The organism is Niabella agricola (assembly GCF_021538615.1).
GTDB lineage: Bacteria > Bacteroidota > Bacteroidia > Chitinophagales > Chitinophagaceae > Niabella > Niabella agricola.
In genome coordinates this window covers 425,966-440,732 of record NZ_JAJHIZ010000002.1, presented here as the reverse complement: position 1 = coordinate 440,732, position 14,767 = coordinate 425,966, and the positions used below count along the sequence as shown (strand labels likewise).

At 46.5% G+C, this 14,767-nt stretch carries 16 protein-coding genes; 7 read left to right on the top strand and 9 right to left on the bottom strand.

Annotation, left to right across the window (positions count from 1 at the left end):
* Positions 1-52: 52 nt before the first annotated feature.
* Positions 53-961, top strand: a complete 909-nt coding sequence (accD, locus tag LL912_RS02195; RefSeq protein ID WP_235551920.1) for an acetyl-CoA carboxylase, carboxyltransferase subunit beta — start codon at positions 53-55, stop codon at positions 959-961.
* Positions 962-1,085: 124 nt separating this feature from the next.
* Complete coding sequence (gene smpB / locus LL912_RS02190; protein WP_235551919.1) at positions 1,086-1,532, top strand: SsrA-binding protein SmpB; 447 nt, start codon at positions 1,086-1,088, stop codon at positions 1,530-1,532.
* 267 nt (positions 1,533-1,799) lie between these two features.
* Here smpB and LL912_RS02185 read toward each other — a convergent pair whose 3' ends face one another.
* Together LL912_RS02185 and LL912_RS02180 are read right to left on the bottom strand one after the other, a co-directional pair.
* A complete protein-coding gene (locus LL912_RS02185; protein WP_235551918.1) occupies positions 1,800-2,420 on the bottom strand; it encodes a response regulator in 621 nt (206 codons plus the stop codon).
* An 18-nt stretch (positions 2,421-2,438) separates the two neighbouring features.
* Positions 2,439-4,370: a tetratricopeptide repeat-containing sensor histidine kinase gene (locus tag LL912_RS02180; RefSeq protein WP_235551917.1), complete on the bottom strand. Its 1,932-nt coding sequence runs from the start codon at positions 4,368-4,370 to the stop codon at positions 2,439-2,441.
* A 219-nt stretch (positions 4,371-4,589) separates the two neighbouring features.
* On the opposite strand from LL912_RS02180, the gene LL912_RS02175 reads away from it, so the two are divergent.
* From LL912_RS02175 to LL912_RS02165, 3 genes are all read left to right on the top strand, one after another.
* Positions 4,590-5,669, top strand: a complete 1,080-nt coding sequence (locus LL912_RS02175) for a hypothetical protein (RefSeq protein WP_235551916.1) — start codon at positions 4,590-4,592, stop codon at positions 5,667-5,669.
* A 35-nt stretch (positions 5,670-5,704) separates the two neighbouring features.
* Positions 5,705-6,211: a hypothetical protein gene (locus LL912_RS02170; protein ID WP_235551915.1), complete on the top strand. Its 507-nt coding sequence runs from the start codon at positions 5,705-5,707 to the stop codon at positions 6,209-6,211.
* Positions 6,212-6,548: 337 nt separating this feature from the next.
* On the top strand, positions 6,549-6,953 hold the full coding sequence (locus LL912_RS02165) for a hypothetical protein (RefSeq protein ID WP_235551914.1): 405 nt from the start codon (positions 6,549-6,551) through the stop codon (positions 6,951-6,953).
* 180 nt (positions 6,954-7,133) lie between these two features.
* On the opposite strand, the gene LL912_RS02160 is transcribed toward LL912_RS02165, so the two are convergent.
* From LL912_RS02160 to LL912_RS02150, 3 genes are read right to left on the bottom strand one after another with little or no spacing between them, the layout of a single operon-like run.
* The gene (locus LL912_RS02160) at positions 7,134-7,547 is read right to left on the bottom strand and encodes an arsenate reductase ArsC (RefSeq protein WP_235551913.1); all 414 of its coding nucleotides are present in this window, start codon (positions 7,545-7,547) and stop codon (positions 7,134-7,136) included.
* Positions 7,548-7,601: 54 nt separating this feature from the next.
* On the bottom strand, positions 7,602-8,078 hold the full coding sequence (locus LL912_RS02155) for a DUF6428 family protein (RefSeq protein WP_235551912.1): 477 nt from the start codon (positions 8,076-8,078) through the stop codon (positions 7,602-7,604).
* A 58-nt stretch (positions 8,079-8,136) separates the two neighbouring features.
* Positions 8,137-8,466, bottom strand: coding sequence for an ArsR/SmtB family transcription factor (locus LL912_RS02150; protein WP_235551911.1), 330 nt, complete (start codon positions 8,464-8,466; stop codon positions 8,137-8,139).
* A 225-nt stretch (positions 8,467-8,691) separates the two neighbouring features.
* Here LL912_RS02150 and LL912_RS02145 point away from each other — a divergent pair, with 225 nt between their 5' ends.
* Positions 8,692-10,272 carry a Na+/H+ antiporter gene (locus tag LL912_RS02145; RefSeq protein WP_235551910.1) on the top strand — a complete coding sequence of 527 codons (1,581 nt, stop codon included), beginning with the start codon at positions 8,692-8,694 and terminating at the stop codon, positions 10,270-10,272.
* Positions 10,273-10,626: 354 nt separating this feature from the next.
* Here the strand turns inward: LL912_RS02145 and LL912_RS02140 are convergent, their stop codons facing one another.
* The gene (locus LL912_RS02140; RefSeq protein WP_231003003.1) at positions 10,627-10,827 is read right to left on the bottom strand and encodes a CsbD family protein; all 201 of its coding nucleotides are present in this window, start codon (positions 10,825-10,827) and stop codon (positions 10,627-10,629) included.
* Positions 10,828-10,955: 128 nt separating this feature from the next.
* Positions 10,956-11,309, bottom strand: a complete 354-nt coding sequence (locus LL912_RS02135; protein WP_235551909.1) for a DUF6496 domain-containing protein — start codon at positions 11,307-11,309, stop codon at positions 10,956-10,958.
* Between the two features lie 176 nt (positions 11,310-11,485).
* On the opposite strand from LL912_RS02135, the gene LL912_RS02130 reads away from it, so the two are divergent.
* On the top strand, positions 11,486-11,875 hold the full coding sequence (locus tag LL912_RS02130) for a nuclear transport factor 2 family protein (protein WP_235551908.1): 390 nt from the start codon (positions 11,486-11,488) through the stop codon (positions 11,873-11,875).
* Between the two features lie 233 nt (positions 11,876-12,108).
* Here LL912_RS02130 and LL912_RS02125 read toward each other — a convergent pair whose 3' ends face one another.
* Together LL912_RS02125 and LL912_RS02120 are read right to left on the bottom strand one after the other, a co-directional pair.
* Complete coding sequence (locus LL912_RS02125; RefSeq protein WP_235551907.1) at positions 12,109-12,258, bottom strand: hypothetical protein; 150 nt, start codon at positions 12,256-12,258, stop codon at positions 12,109-12,111.
* A gap of 228 nt (positions 12,259-12,486) precedes the next feature.
* On the bottom strand, positions 12,487-14,757 hold the full coding sequence (locus tag LL912_RS02120) for a multicopper oxidase family protein (protein WP_235551906.1): 2,271 nt from the start codon (positions 14,755-14,757) through the stop codon (positions 12,487-12,489).
* Positions 14,758-14,767 lie beyond the last annotated feature (10 nt).

Below are 14,767 nucleotides of genomic sequence, written 5' to 3'. Positions count from 1 at the left end.
AATGAACAATCCTTATATTTGTTCCTCAAAACATTAAACAAGGAAACTGAATATGTCCAAAGAGATGGAAGATTTTGATGCCGACCTGAGCGGGGCTGGTCAGGATAAAGAAAAAGCAGGTTGGTTCAAAAGAATCAAAAAGGGTATTCTTACCAAAACATCCGAAAAGCGGGAAACACAGGAAGGGCTTTGGACAAAATGCCCGGAATGCAACTATATTTCCACGCAAACGGAGTTAAAAGAGCAGCAGTATGTCTGCCCGAAATGCGGCTACCATCACCGCATCAGCAGCCTGCAATACTACGATATCCTGTTCGACAATAAAGAATATACAGAATTGTTTGACAATATCCGCGGAAGAGACTTTCTCGGCTTTACCGATTTGAAGCCTTACAAAAAAAGACTGGAAGACTTCTGGAACAATACTGATATGGACGACTCCATGCGGGTGGCCGTTGGAAAGGTAGAAGGCGAAGGCCTTGTGGTCGCCGCCATGGACTTTGCGTTTATCGGCGGATCATTGGGCAGTGTGGCTGGGGAAAAATTTGCAAGAGCCGTAGACTATTGCATCCAGCACCGCCTGCCTTTTATGTGCATCTGTAAAAGTGGCGGCGCCCGTATGATGGAAAGCGCCTTTTCACTGATGCAACTGGCAAAAACCAGCGGCAAACTGTCGCAGCTTACCGACGCGCAGCTTCCTTATATTTCGTTTTTAACCGACCCTTCATTCGGTGGTATCACGGCGTCGTTCGGTATGCTGGGTGATCTGAATATCGCCGAGCCCGGGGCGCTGATCGGCTTTGCTGGCCCCAGGGTCATTAAAGAAACCATCAAAAAAGACCTGCCTGAGGGATTTCAGCGCAGCGAATTTTTACTGGAGCATGGGTTTCTTGATTTTATCGTAAACCGGAAAGATCTGAAACATAAACTGGCCGTTGTACTCCGGCATTTTAAAAATTAATATTAGCCGGGCAGCGGTGCAAGGGTCGACCCCGTTGCGTCGCACACTTGTGCATCCGTGCATAAAGCAGCGGTTAGCGGCACGTCAATAGATCCACTTCACAACTTTTTAAACCTTATCCCCGTTGGCCAACCAGGTATCCATAAAAAACCGTTCAGCATACTACGAATATTTCATCGATGCCACCTACCTGGCCGGTATGGCCCTGCTGGGTACCGAGGTGAAATCGCTGCGCGAAGGAAAGGCCAGCTTCAACGATAGCTACTGCATCATTCACCAGGGAGAAATCTGGCTGAAAAGCCTGCATATTTCGCCCTACTCTCATGGCACGGTCAACAATCACAATCCGGACCGCGATCGTAAACTGTTGCTGCAAAAACGGGAGATCAAAAAAATACAGGCCAAACTCAAAGAAAAAGGATACACCCTGATTCCCCTGCGTATTTTCCAGAACGAGAACCAGCTTTTCAAAATAGAGATCGGGCTGGCCAAAGGGAAAAAATTATACGATAAACGGGAGAGCATTAAAAAACGGGATGTAGAACGCGATCTGAAAAAGTATATCAAGTAGCGGTTTGACGTTCGAGATTTGAGCGATCAGATTGCAGCGGTCAGCTATCGGTTTACAGTTTTCAGATGATTACGATCCGGAATATAAATCTATCCCAAGATGGGCACGCCAGGAACATAAACCTGAAATAACTCCATAGCCCTCCAATCTACATGTCCCACAAGGGCACCAGTAAATAGCCCATAAATCATCGAGTATAAAACGGCTCTAACCCGCCACGAGGGGCACGCCTGAAACGTTAAACGTTAAACTCGATAATTGTACAACCTAAAACCGGATCAGTTCCAGCTGAACAGCCTTGCGTACCAGGATGGCGGTATTTTTCGCATCCAGTTTTGTCAGCAGATTCTTGCGGTGGGTATCGATCGTAGCAGCACTCACAAAAAGACGATGTGCCATTTCAACATTGGTGAGTCCCTCAGCAATCAGCTCTAACACTTCCTGCTCCCGCCGGGTAAGTACCACCCCCGGTATCCGATCTTTTTTCATGACCTGGGAAGCCTCTTCGCTCAGGTAGATCTTCCCTTTTACAACCTCCCGGATCGCTTCCAGCAGCTCTTCCTCGGTTGCATTTTTTAATAAATAACCGGAGGCGCCCTCTTCCATTATTTTGTGAATAAAACTTTGCTGACTAAAAGTGCTAAGCCCGATCACAAATACAGAAGGATACCGGCGCCTGACTTCCCCGCAAAGCTCTATACCATTGCCGTCTGGCAAACTAATATCCATCAGAATCACATCCGGCACCTGCCGTTGGAGAAAGGCACGGCAGGTGGCCAGGCTCATCGCATGTCCCGCCCATTCAATTTCCTTTTCATCGCTTAAAAGAGACCGGATACCTTCGATCACCATGGGATGATCATCTACGATAAATACACGATATGTCATAAACAGTTCCTTTCTTGTTTACTGATTTTCTGCTGGTATTTCGATAAATACAGACAGCCCCCGCCCCGGTTGCGATTGTATATCCAGCGTCCCTTTTAAAAAATCTACCCGGTTTTGAATATTCTGCCAGCCCATCCCTCCTGCATGTAAGCGCTGCACAATATCCATCCCCCTGCCGTTATCCTCCACGGTAACCGAAAGCGCTCCTTCCGCATAACTTAGTTGTACCAGGGCATTGCTGGCAGCCGCATGTTTAAGTACATTATGGATCAGTTCCTGCACAATCCGGTAAACAGCAACCGCTGTCGTTTGCCCGGCCGGCGCCTGCTCCATACCGATAGACTGGTACACCAGGTGCAGCGCACCGCTCTGCTGAATGCCGTTACAAAAATCGCGCAGTGCCGTATCCAGACCGAATTTCACCAGCGATTCCGGCATCATATTGTGCGCCACGCGGCGCATTTCCTTAATAGAGCAATCCAGCATATCCATACTGCGCTCAAAGGCCAGCTGGTTCTCCGGTGTCATGATCAAATGTTCTTTCATCGCCTGAAATGCATGTTTCATACCACTCAACATACCGCCCAGCCCATCATGCAGGTCTTTGGCCAGCCGCGTACGCTCCTGTTCTTCTCCTTTCAACACCGCTTCCGTAGCGGTAAGCTGTTTTTCCGTTTCCAGTTCTGTAATCCGCTGCAGCTGAAGCTTCTGGCGGTTGCGGTAATTCCGGTAGAGGAGCGCCAGAATGATCACCAACCCTATAGAGCCTCCTATCAAAATAGAATTGAGCGTACTTTTTTGGCGGATGGAGAGCCGGTTGATCGTATCCTGCGTTTTTAATTTTGCAATTTCCTGCTCTTTGTTTTCAATACGAAAGCGCACTTCCAGCATGGATATTTTTTGCCGGCTTTCCTCCGAATTAAGACTGTCAGAAAGTGCTTTTTGCTCCCGTTCATATGCATATGCTTTTTTATAATCGCCTCTTTGTGCATTCCATTGGGCATACAACCCCAGCGCATCCGCCTTCAAACTGCTCATCCCGTTTTCATCGGCAAGCCGGTACAGGGAATCGATGTAGGTCACCGCATCAGCCTGTTTCATATCTGTTTTGAGCTGCGCCAGTGATACCAGCGCTTTTGCAATCTGCGATACATCGTGGTTTTCGGAAGCATAGGCATAAGACTGTTTATAATACGTTAGTGCCTTCAACGAATCCTTTTGATAATATGCGGTCACATCCCCTTTATTCAGGTAATAAACAAACAGGCTTTTAGTGTTTCGCAGTTGCTGCACAACGGGCCAAACAATACTTAAAATAGAATCCGCAGCAGCATACCGGTCAATATTCATCAGCATCGTAGCCTTATTCATCAAACAGGTAGCCAATAAACGCGGGTCATCAAATTGCATTGCTGCTTCAACGGCCCGATCGGAAAACTCCGTAGCCTTTTGATCATTGCTTAACTCCGTAAAACAATTGGCAATCGAGGAATAAACACTTGCGATGGTTTTGAACCGTTGTTGCTTAAAAATCCTTTCCGCCTGAAAATAATCGTCAAGCGCTTTACGGAAGTCTCCGATGCTGTAATACAGGTTACCCCTGTTATTGTATAAATGGCCTCTGTTTAATAGCAGGCCTGAAGCGGTGTCTCGGCTTAAAAGCGCAGCTGCAGAATCACCATACCGTAATGCGGTTTCATAATTCCCGATATTTTTATAATACGATAATGATAAAATATAGGCGGTACTCAATCCCCATTTGGAAACGGTCTTCTTGCTTAAACGAACCATTTCCCTGAGATAGGGCTCAAAATCGGAAGTATTATCATTCAGGGTAGCCTTCATGTATGCATACAGGGCCTGGATACGAAGACTGTCGGTTGAGGCCAGACGGATATTATGGCGCAGGCTGTCTTTATTGATTTGGGCATCCACCTGTAAGCATGTCAAAGGTAACAGAACAACAAGCAGCAGTATATTTTTTCCCCTGCAGAAGAAAGGTTGCATTGTCTTCATGTTACAAATAAACGGTATTGCTATTGCCGCCGGCATCCCCTATTTCAGGGATATCTCAAAGATGCCCATAAAAATCCCCTTTTTACAGGATATCCTGCAACCGCCGACCAACCTAGCTTTACAGCATCAACTAGAAATCAAAAACAACGTATTATGAAACGTATCGCCCACTTCCTGTTGTTAGCGTTTCCGCTTTTATACAGTTGCTCCAAGCCCTATAATGTAAAAACGGAGCCGTTAAGAACCACGCAGCAATCCGAACGCATCTATACATTAACGGACAACGAAAAAGACAATACCGGAGCATTTCCGGACAAAGCTTATCCATTTCCAAAAGACTTCGAAGAGCGGGTTGCCGAAATTGTAAAGCCCGCCCAGGAGGCTTTGAGAGCCGTTTTAAACGAGGATGAAACCGGCACCTATAAGGCTTATCTTGTAGACATTCAAAAAATCAGCGAACGCAGATCCATTGAAGAGTGGTCTAAAGCACTGAGCCTGATTAAAGAAAAATACTACGCTTTTATAAAAGAAGCCTGGGAAAAAGCCGCCATTGATGAAAAAGAATACCAGGTAAAAATTCTCAACGCGCTGCCGGATAGCCTCCGGGAAGACATTGAGTTTGAGCCCGAATTCCTGGGATTTACCATGAAGGGCCATACACGAAAACCGGAGCCGGAGCCGGCTCCCCCGGCCCCTTCCTTAAAATGTGTGGATGCACGGGCCACCATTTTCGACATCCCGAAAACCGACAAGGGATTGGCCGCCACGGCTGCCGCCATGCTGGACCAGGGCCGTTTTTTGTTCACTACTGCCGCTAGCTTTCCCCCGGGTGGTGGATCTTTCGGCAGGAATGATGCAGGAACCGACGTTACCATACCGGGCACTTTCCCCCAAGACGACAACCTCGTGCGCATTAAAAAGGAATTTGACTGGCTGGGAGGCGCAATGGCCATATCCGGTGGCTGGCTTTCTGTAAGCGAAACAGCATATGCATCCCGTTGGTGGGAATGGGATCATTTTGTAAAAGTAGTAGCCCCCGTGATCTGGTATGTTAACTACACAGCAAACCGGCAACTGAGCAGTGAGGAGTTGGTGGAAAAGCGCTTCCTTTTAAACATCAGATACGGCTTTAGCTGTTATTCAGCCGCAAGAACCCTGCCCATTGCCGGCGCAACCGCCAGCTCCGATGTGAGCATCAAAAAATGGGAAATATGCGAAGAGAAGCCACAATAACACATGTTTTTATTTTAAACTTAAAGCCATCAATCATGAAAACGGTTATTTCATCGATCCTTCTTATTCCGGTATTACTGTGCTCCTGTATCAAAAAAGATGCGGCGATTACGGACATGACCTCCACCCGCCCGGCCGCACAGCAACAAATTTCAGCAACATTAAAAGCCTTCAAAACACCGCCCCTTGCACAATACATTACCACAGTTACCTGGCGCGGCGCACGGGTGTGGTATACGCCTACGGCAGCATGGGTAGATTCCGTGCGCTCCATAAACTTTTATGCCAACGGCACTGTTGAGTGGGTGAAGCAGGGCTGGGAATATGTAACCCGGCTGCCGGGCACCTATGTAATACAGAGCAATGCCATTACCATCCGGTTCCGTTATCCGCCCTATACCCATCAGCTTCGGGGTACATATGACCGGAATACCGGGCTCATCAGCGGCACCTTTACAGAAACCCGTGACCCGGCTCCGGATGCCCCTCCGGCTTACGCCCCAGGCACTACTACCGGGGAATTTAATTTCTATAAACAATAAACAAAGAAGATTATTGCTGACGCATCCGGACTTAAAACACAAAATATGTACAAGCACAAAACAGCACTATTTGCTTTTCACTAAGTGTTCTTGCGTTTAAAACAACAGACAGCATTATCGAACAACTCGGCTTATCGGTACAGGCGGCGCGGGAACATATCCTGGACAATATCACCGGCGATTTCCGGCACGAGCCTGTCGATGTATCAATAAAAGAAGACGCAAGTAATGCGGTGCATTCTATCGACGCACAGCGTCTGGCCTTCCGGCTTCCGGCAGCCTCCTTCCTGCCGCAGATCAACAGCGGCGACAACGTATCGCAGCAAAAGCGCTTTGCATGTATATAGCGAACTACTTAAACAGCGCCGATTTTGCTAAAGCTTACAGGCAGGCCCGGGAGGCAGCCAGACCTGTTTCCAGACCGGCACCAATCGATGTAGCAGGTTTAAAAGCCTCATTAAAGGAAGTGGAAAGCGGGCTGGCAAAAATGAAGGCGCAAAAACTACCGGCCACGGTTATTCAGCAAATGGAACAAGGCCTTGCGCTGCAAAAAAACAGCTCATTATATAAAACAGTGATCCCACTCCCAATAACACCCAGTCCCGAAGACCCTTCGATGGCCATAAAAAGAAGACTTGAGGAATACCTGAAATTAGCCGCCACGGTCGATTTCAACGCCGTCACCAGGGGCTCGGGGCGCCATAAAAAATTCACCACCCGGTCTATGAAGCCAAAAGTCTGAAATAGAAGGCCATATACCGGGCAGGGAAAGAAGTACATGAAATAACAACCAGGTTTATAAAACAGTGGTTACAGGCGGGCATCAGGAAACAATCGTATACTTATTTTTCCCGGGTCAGTGCCCGGGAAAAAGCTTATCTAAAGGAATTTTTTGAGAAGCAGGCGGCCATTGTTGAGAAGCTTACAGGTAGGCTTGCACAAACTCCCGGGCATAGGCTTTTATAAGATCCCTAACGCGCGCAAATTCCTTTATCGTTGCCGCCTCCGTACCGTGAAATTTTGCAGGGTCAGGAAAATTATGATGAACGGCTTGCGTTTTTGCAGGAAAGAAAGGGCATTTTTCCCGCGCATGATCGCATACTGTAATGACATAGTCGAAATCTATGTGGCGATACTCTGTAACATTATTGGATGTATGACCCGAAATATCAATTCCATCTGCTTTCATGGTCGCTATCGCTTTTGGATTGACACCATGCGTTTCCACACCAGCACTATAAACCGCTGCCTTATTCCCGGCAAAACACCTTAAATAACCCTCGGCCATCTGGCTCCGGCAACTATTCCCTGTACAAAGGACCAATACTTTTTTCATTTGTTCTTTATCCTGTTGAACGATTTTAAATATGATTAGTTCCGCGGATTTCGTTTAGCAACATCCGCCTCCGGGAGTACAACAGGATTCCTGGTTAACGGATAGTTCCTGTAAAGATGCCTTTTGTTTTGCTGCAGGCACTCCGCAACCATCTTTAGCAAGACAATCGGTAACCGTGGAAACCAGCACGAATGATGCGCCGTCAAAATCCAGGGCATATCTACCAATGGTACTGCCCTGGTATTCTACTTCCACTTCCAGGTTGTCATTAATGGAAAGCTTTTGCTCACAGAGATGAATAATGTTGAGCAATTTGCCAGGCGTTAACCGGTGATCATAGTCATGTGCATTCCATAGCTGGAAATTAACTTTGGATTCGTAACGGGACGTTCCGCCACAATCAATAAAGTGTTTATTTACCACCCCAACTTCCGTCACATGAAAATGTTCCGGCACCTTGGTGCCATCCGGCAATACAAACGCAACATTGTCCAGGCCGGCCAATACATTTTTAATTTCAGACAGTTTCATACTTCTTTTTTTATTGTTTAAAATATCGTATTATTACGATGAATAACCTTAAAAAATTTTAACAGCAGCCCTTTGCAGGAGTAAACGAGGTAAAAAATCCGGAAAGTTCTTTGCCAATCTGTGCCCAAACTTTTTCATCAATACAATAGCAGATACTGGCACCTTCAATACTTCCTTTAATAATGCCGGTATTTTTTAATTCCCGCAGGTGTTGGGAAATGGTGGCCTGGGCCAGGCCCAATTCTTCCACCAGGTCGTTACAAATACAGGCCTGAGATTTAATAATATGCTGCAGGATGGCGATACGTGCCGGGTGTGCCAAGGCCTTCAGGATCGTGGCCAACCGGTTCTGTTGCTTATTAAATATTTCGGATTTCGTAATTCCCATCGTCCATCTATTATTGCAATATTACGATATATTTATGAGAACAAAAAAAATAGAACGTTCGTAACCATGCAAACCTCATCCAGCGCTATAAACACCCCTGTGGGATCTGTGGTTCCGCAGATAATGTACTGTACCTGATACTTTGCGGGATCCCTTCCGGAAAACCCGGGAAGAAACGAGTTCCAATATGCCCTATTTTTGTTTGCATAAAACGGATATTCAGATATGCATGAACAACTTCCTTTCATGTTGGCGCTGGTAGCTGCAATTGTACTGATTGAAATGCTGGCAAAAAAATGGCGCGTTGCTTACCCCGTGCTGCTGGTGGTTGCTGGTTTGCTGATCAGTTTTGTTCCGGGGTTACCCCGGGTGGTAATCGATCCCGATATGATCTTCTTCATTTTCCTGCCGCCGCTTTTGTTTGAAGCATCCTGGTCGATCTCTTTTAAGGAAATGAAAAAATGGTGGCGCATCATCGGCAGCTTCGCATTCCTCGTAGTCCTTTTTTCTGCATTTGCGGTGGCCATTGCAGCCAACCATTTCATCCCTGGCTTTACGATTGCACTGGGTTTCCTCCTGGGCGGTATTGTATCTCCGCCCGATGCCGTAAGCACAGCTGCCATTACAAAATTTGTAGCAATCCCTAAGTCAACCTCGGCCGTTCTGGAGGGTGAAAGCCTCCTTAATGATGCATCCTCACTGATCATTTTCAAGTTTGCACTGGTAGCGGTGGGTACCGGACAATTTATTTTCCGGGATGCAATCACCGATTTTTCATGGATGGTCATCGGTGGGGTTGGCATCGGGCTCCTGTTTGGCTGGTTGTTTATGCAGGCCCATAAGCGGCTGCCGACCGATGCACCTTCCGATATTGTATTCACCCTTATTGAGCCCTATTTTTTATACTGGATCGCGGAACACATGCACAGCTCCGGCGTGCTGGCTGTTGTTTCCGGGGGATTATTCCTTTCCACCAAAAGGTTTACGATCCTGAGCGGCGCCAGTCGTATTAAGGGGGGCAGTTTCTGGGAGGCATTGATCTTTATTTTAAACGGGATCGTGTTTATGCTGATTGGGTTAGAGCTTCCGGAAGTCGTGGCCGGGCTGCGTGCCGACGGCATTTCAATACGCACAGCCTTTGGTTATGGGGCCCTGGTTACCGGCATCCTGATCGGCGCAAGGATCATCAGTTCTTATGCCGCCATGATGGCTACATTTTTGTTCCGGCGCAGTGTGATACCGGTGGCGCCTCAACGCAGCTGGCGAAGCATCCTGCACCTGCCATTGCTGATGGGCTGGACGGGTATGCGCGGGGTGGTTTCGCTTGCCGCAGCACTGGCCATTCCTGTCATATTAAACGGTTCGCCGTTTCCACAGCGCAATCTTATTTTGTTTATTACCTTCATCGTTATCCTGCTCACATTATTATTACAGGGATTAACGCTTCCTTATTTTATAAAACGGGTAGGATTCGTACAGTTCTCCGGAACGCTAAACGAAGAAGAGGGTACACATAAAGCCAAAACCCTGCTGTTAAAAGAAACCCTGCGAATTCTGAAAGAAAAAGAGCAGGAAGGACTGAACGATCCGCACCTGTCGCATATGGTGGAGCAATGGGAGCGCAAACTCAAGGAACCTGAGAAATTCAGGATAACCGAAACATCAAAAAATGCCTACCTGGAATTACTGGATCTGCAACGCCGGTTCCTGGCAACCCTTCACCATGAGGATCCGGAGATCCATAGCGACATTATTAACCGGCTCATTCACCAGGTTGACCTGGAGGAAGAACGGATCCGGAGTTAAAATACACATCCGGCCTGCCGTTAAGGCCGCAGATGTGCAGATTTGGTACAGGCTTTAATCGTACTCAAAAATAGCATAGCGGGAGCGCCGTAGGCGCCATCAGCGTATCTGTGGCAATTATCAAAAAAAACGCTTACATAAACGGCATTGAATTAAGATTCGATATTTTAGATTTGCGCGCAACGGATATCAGAAAATGAGCAACCAGTACCTGGCAGGCTCCCCTCCTCAACCCTAAACCATTAACGTTCTTTTACGAATTGACTTCAGGGAGAGACAGCCTACTGTCAAACACTGGCTGCTCATTTATTGAGGTGCTTTATCAGCCAGGCATTGTCACTAATAATTTTCCGCTCAATCAAATTTCATTTTTTCAATGTATGCATTGATCGCTTCCTTGGTTTCGCCGGTTTTCTTTTGAATGCGGCCGATCAGCTCTTCTTCTTTTCCCTCTTCATAAAGTAATTCATCGTCTGTGAGCTCCGCCCATTTATGTTTAAGGTGTCCCTTAACGATATTCCAGTTCCCTTTTAGTTTGTCCTGTAATGTGCTCATGATTTTTTCTTTTAAGGTTAATAATATGCATTGCACCACTTCCTGCAGCAGCGAACCACAGGTACCTGTGAGTAACGGTATGTTCCATCATTTCCGGCGCACCAGCATGCGGATATTCCGGTAGCGGTTTATTTTTTTGATGTTCTTTTTTTAGCGACTGTCTTCTTCGCCGCTGTTTTCCGGGCGGTCTTTTTCCTGGCTGCTGCTTTACGGGGTGCCGCTTTTTTGACTGCAGCCTTTTTAGGTGCTGCTTTTTTCGATGCGGTCTTTTTTGAAGCCGTTTTTTTAGGCGCAGCTTCCTTGGATGCTGCTTTCTTAGGCACTTTTGCCCCTTCTTCCCGGGCTTCAGACAACCCGATGGCGATGGCCTGTCTTCTGCTGGTCACCTTTTTACCGCTTCTGCCGCTTTTTAATGCACCATGCTTCATTTCATGCATGGCTCTTTCTACTTTACTCCCGGCCTTTTTTGAATATTTTGCCATAGCAAAAGATTTAAAGGGTTCATAATGAAAGATGCGCTCAAAAACACTGCCATTTTTTCACCTTGCAGGCAGTGACCCATGCGTTGCCATATCCGAAAGCGTCTGAAACCGGCAGATCTGGAGCAATCTTTGTAATGAAATAAGCACATCCTGTAACACATAAAAATGGACTCATTATGGAAAAACAGCTCCTCGAACTGGAAAAAAAATACTGGAAGGCCATGGAAGACCATGATTTCAAAACTGTGGAAAGCCTTACCCGGTTTCCGTGCATTGTAGCCGGCCGTACCGGCGCAAGAACAATGGATGCCGCCACATTTCAACAAATGTTTGAATCCGGCGCTGGCCGGCAATTAAAGCTCGGGGATATTTCCGGTGCCGAATCGCAAATGATCAATGAAGACACGGCTATCATCGCTTACCAGGTCGGGTTTGAATATGTCACCGGGGATGACCGGTCTTCATTCAGGTGTGTGTGCGCATCTACCTGGGTAAAGGAAAACGGTAACTGGGTATGTGCCCTGCATACAGAAACAGATCTAAACGAACAGCCCACGGAAGCCTGAGACCTTACCAGCACCCTGTATCCGAAGCTGATGGATGCACCGTCACCTTAAACCGGTGTTCACGATCACCCTTCGTGCCGGTCCGTTTACATTGGAATTTAAAATGGATGACAAAGAATGATTATGATATAACTGCAATCGAACCTGTTCATAAGTTTATGAAGGCGTATTCGGAACGGAAACATCTATTTGATAAAATCAACATCAGGTATGATAATGCCGACAATTTTGTTTCAGATCTTGTTGCGCATAAGATAATAGAATTTCGATAGTTCACGCTGGCTTTTGGGCGGATCCGCGAGGTTTTGCCGCTGCTCCACCAGTTTAGTCATGTCAAACCCCGAAACCAGCAATGGTTTTAGTCCCTGGCGTCTAATGTTCAAATACTATTACTTGTATGTTCATTCTTTGAATTTAGCTGTACCGGCTTCCGGAAAAACACTTCCGCAGAGCGTGTAAAAGGCGATTTAAAAAATGGAAGACACCACCGGTCGAGCCGTTTTTAAAACTCCATCAAATCGCCCATAGCCTGTGGCTTTTTAATGAGGAGATTGATCGGTTTTATATAAAACCGACCAATCCCTTTAGGTACATCCGCCCGTAGAACGACACTAGTAGCTAACCGAAATCCCTGCCCCAAATCCCATATCACTGTCATAGTGGGCGCGAACCCCTATATTTCTTGTAATGATGTATTGCAGATCAGCCATATACTCCAGGTCGGTATTGACCATAAAACCTGCTCTTAATCTTTTTGAAACGGGAATATCTTCCCGCATCAGTTGCAACCGAACGATACCATCGTGATAAACTTCGGCCTGGAAATTGACGAGCATCGGCAGTGTATACATAAAACCTACGCTGAATTGCTTCCGGGTATCTTTTTCGTTTTTTTGTCCAAACAAATTCTTTTCATGTTCGTCCATCCCCATCTTACGGTGCCGCCAGTCAAAACCAATAAACGGCATGAACCATTGCATCCTGCCTATATATCTTCCCAAATGCGTCTCCACTTCATAACCGTGCATGCTATTGTAGCCCAAACGCCATTCCGTACCTAAAGACCAGCGGGCATTTTGCAACATAGCGCCGCCATCATTGCCATTGGTAGCAAAATCATTCTGTACCATAAAATGTGCCATGTTGCTTTCTCTTTGTAAGGCTTTATATGCCTGCTTTTTGTCCGGCAGATAAGGATTTTTGTAGTCACCTACCGCAAATACCCGGTTCATACCAGACATCATATGATAAAGAATATGACAATGAAAAAACCAGTCACCTTCCTCGTTCGCCAGAAACTCTATAGTATCTGTTTCCATCGGCATAATATCCAATACATTCTTAAGTGGCGATCTTTCGCCTTTGCCATTGATGACCCTGAAATCAAAACCATGCAGATGCATCGGATGACGCATCATCGAATTATTATAGATGGTGATGCGCAGCACCTCTCCTTTTTTTACAGGTATTTTATCCGTCTCCGAAAGAATCTTATTGTCCATGCTCCATACATAGCGATTCATGTTTCCCGTAAGCGTAAATTTTAATTCTTTAACCGGAGCATCGTTTGGAAGCGTGGTTATTTGAGGCGATTGCAGCATTGCGTAGTTCAGCGTGGTAATATCCGCCAGGGCATTTGCATTGTAACGATTGGGATCATCGTCCTTGTTCAGGTTATGTTGCGAGTGGCCCTTTTTCTTGTGCGCTTCGCCTGTTATTTCCGGGTACATCACCACGTTCATGTCCATCTGATTCAGGCTCATTTTCATTCCCATATCGTCCAGGTCGCCGTTCATCTTCATCATGTCGTTCATCATCTTCATTCCCTCAAAATACTTTAAGCGGGGAAGCGGGGAGATCAATTGCTTTATGCCGTTGCCCACAAAATAGCTCGCAGACTGGGTCCGGTCTTCCGTGGTTGCCAAAAATTCATACGCCACCCCATCATTGGGAATGGTAACGACCACATCATAGGTTTCGGAAACTGCAATGATCAACCGGTCTACTTCTACCGGTTCCACATCATTGCCATCGTTCGCTACAACCGTCATTTTACCGCCGGCATACCGCAGCCAGAAGTACGAGGAAGCCCCGCCGTTGGAGATACGAAGCCGCACTTTATCCCCTGCTTTTAAAGTTCTGCCGTCAACCGATCTGAGATCCGAAGCTTGATTTCCGTTAATCAGGATTTTATCATAATACACGTCGCTAACATCCATTGCCAGCATCCGTTTCCATTCATTGGTAAGCTTGGTTTTTAATTGTCCCTCCTTTATAGCCTCGGCATAGGATTGGGTAGCATTTTTCTTAATGGCTGCCCAATCATTTGCATTATGCAACATCCGGTGTATGTTATCCGGGTTAAGGTTGGTCCACTCGCTCAAAATAACGGGCACCGCGGGCAAATCGTCAATCCCCTGTCTGAAGGTCTTATCCGCACCACGTTTTTTCATTATAAAACTGCCATACATGCCGATCTGCTCCTGCAGGCCGGAATGTGAATGATACCAATGGGTACCATTTTGAATGATTGGGAACCGGTACGTATAGGTAGCCCCGGGCTTTATAGGCTTTTGAGTAAGGAACGGTACACCATCTTCTTTATTGGGCAGGAATACGCCGTGCCAATGCAGGGATGTGCCTTCTTTTAATTGGTTATGTACCACGATCTCTGCGGTATCACCTTCGGTAAACGTAAGAGTCGGCATGGGTATCTGTCCGTTTACAGCAATCGCCCTTTTGACTTTCCCGGCATAGTTTACCATACTGTCCTTCACATATAAATCATAACGGACCACCTTTTGTGCCATAATGCCTGACGACACCATCATACCTGCCACTACCGGCAGCAGTTTTTTTGAAAAAATGTTTTGTATATCCATTTCAGCATTC

Coding starts and splice junctions, on each gene's coding strand:
- LL912_RS02155 (WP_235551912.1), bottom strand. CDS start 8,078: ATGAAACTGTCTGAAATTAAAAATGTATTGGCCGGCCTGGACAATGTT.
- LL912_RS02160 (WP_235551913.1), bottom strand. CDS start 7,547: ATGAAAAAAGTATTGGTCCTTTGTACAGGGAATAGTTGCCGGAGCCAG.
- LL912_RS02175 (WP_235551916.1), top strand. CDS start 4,590: ATGAAACGTATCGCCCACTTCCTGTTGTTAGCGTTTCCGCTTTTATAC.
- LL912_RS02130 (WP_235551908.1), top strand. CDS start 11,486: ATGGAAAAACAGCTCCTCGAACTGGAAAAAAAATACTGGAAGGCCATG.
- LL912_RS02145 (WP_235551910.1), top strand. CDS start 8,692: ATGCATGAACAACTTCCTTTCATGTTGGCGCTGGTAGCTGCAATTGTA.
- LL912_RS02165 (WP_235551914.1), top strand. CDS start 6,549: ATGTATATAGCGAACTACTTAAACAGCGCCGATTTTGCTAAAGCTTAC.
- LL912_RS02135 (WP_235551909.1), bottom strand. CDS start 11,309: ATGGCAAAATATTCAAAAAAGGCCGGGAGTAAAGTAGAAAGAGCCATG.
- LL912_RS02170 (WP_235551915.1), top strand. CDS start 5,705: ATGAAAACGGTTATTTCATCGATCCTTCTTATTCCGGTATTACTGTGC.
- accD (WP_235551920.1), top strand. CDS start 53: ATGTCCAAAGAGATGGAAGATTTTGATGCCGACCTGAGCGGGGCTGGT.
- LL912_RS02120 (WP_235551906.1), bottom strand. CDS start 14,757: ATGGATATACAAAACATTTTTTCAAAAAAACTGCTGCCGGTAGTGGCA.
- LL912_RS02185 (WP_235551918.1), bottom strand. CDS start 2,420: ATGACATATCGTGTATTTATCGTAGATGATCATCCCATGGTGATCGAA.
- LL912_RS02140 (WP_231003003.1), bottom strand. CDS start 10,827: ATGAGCACATTACAGGACAAACTAAAAGGGAACTGGAATATCGTTAAG.
- LL912_RS02150 (WP_235551911.1), bottom strand. CDS start 8,466: ATGGGAATTACGAAATCCGAAATATTTAATAAGCAACAGAACCGGTTG.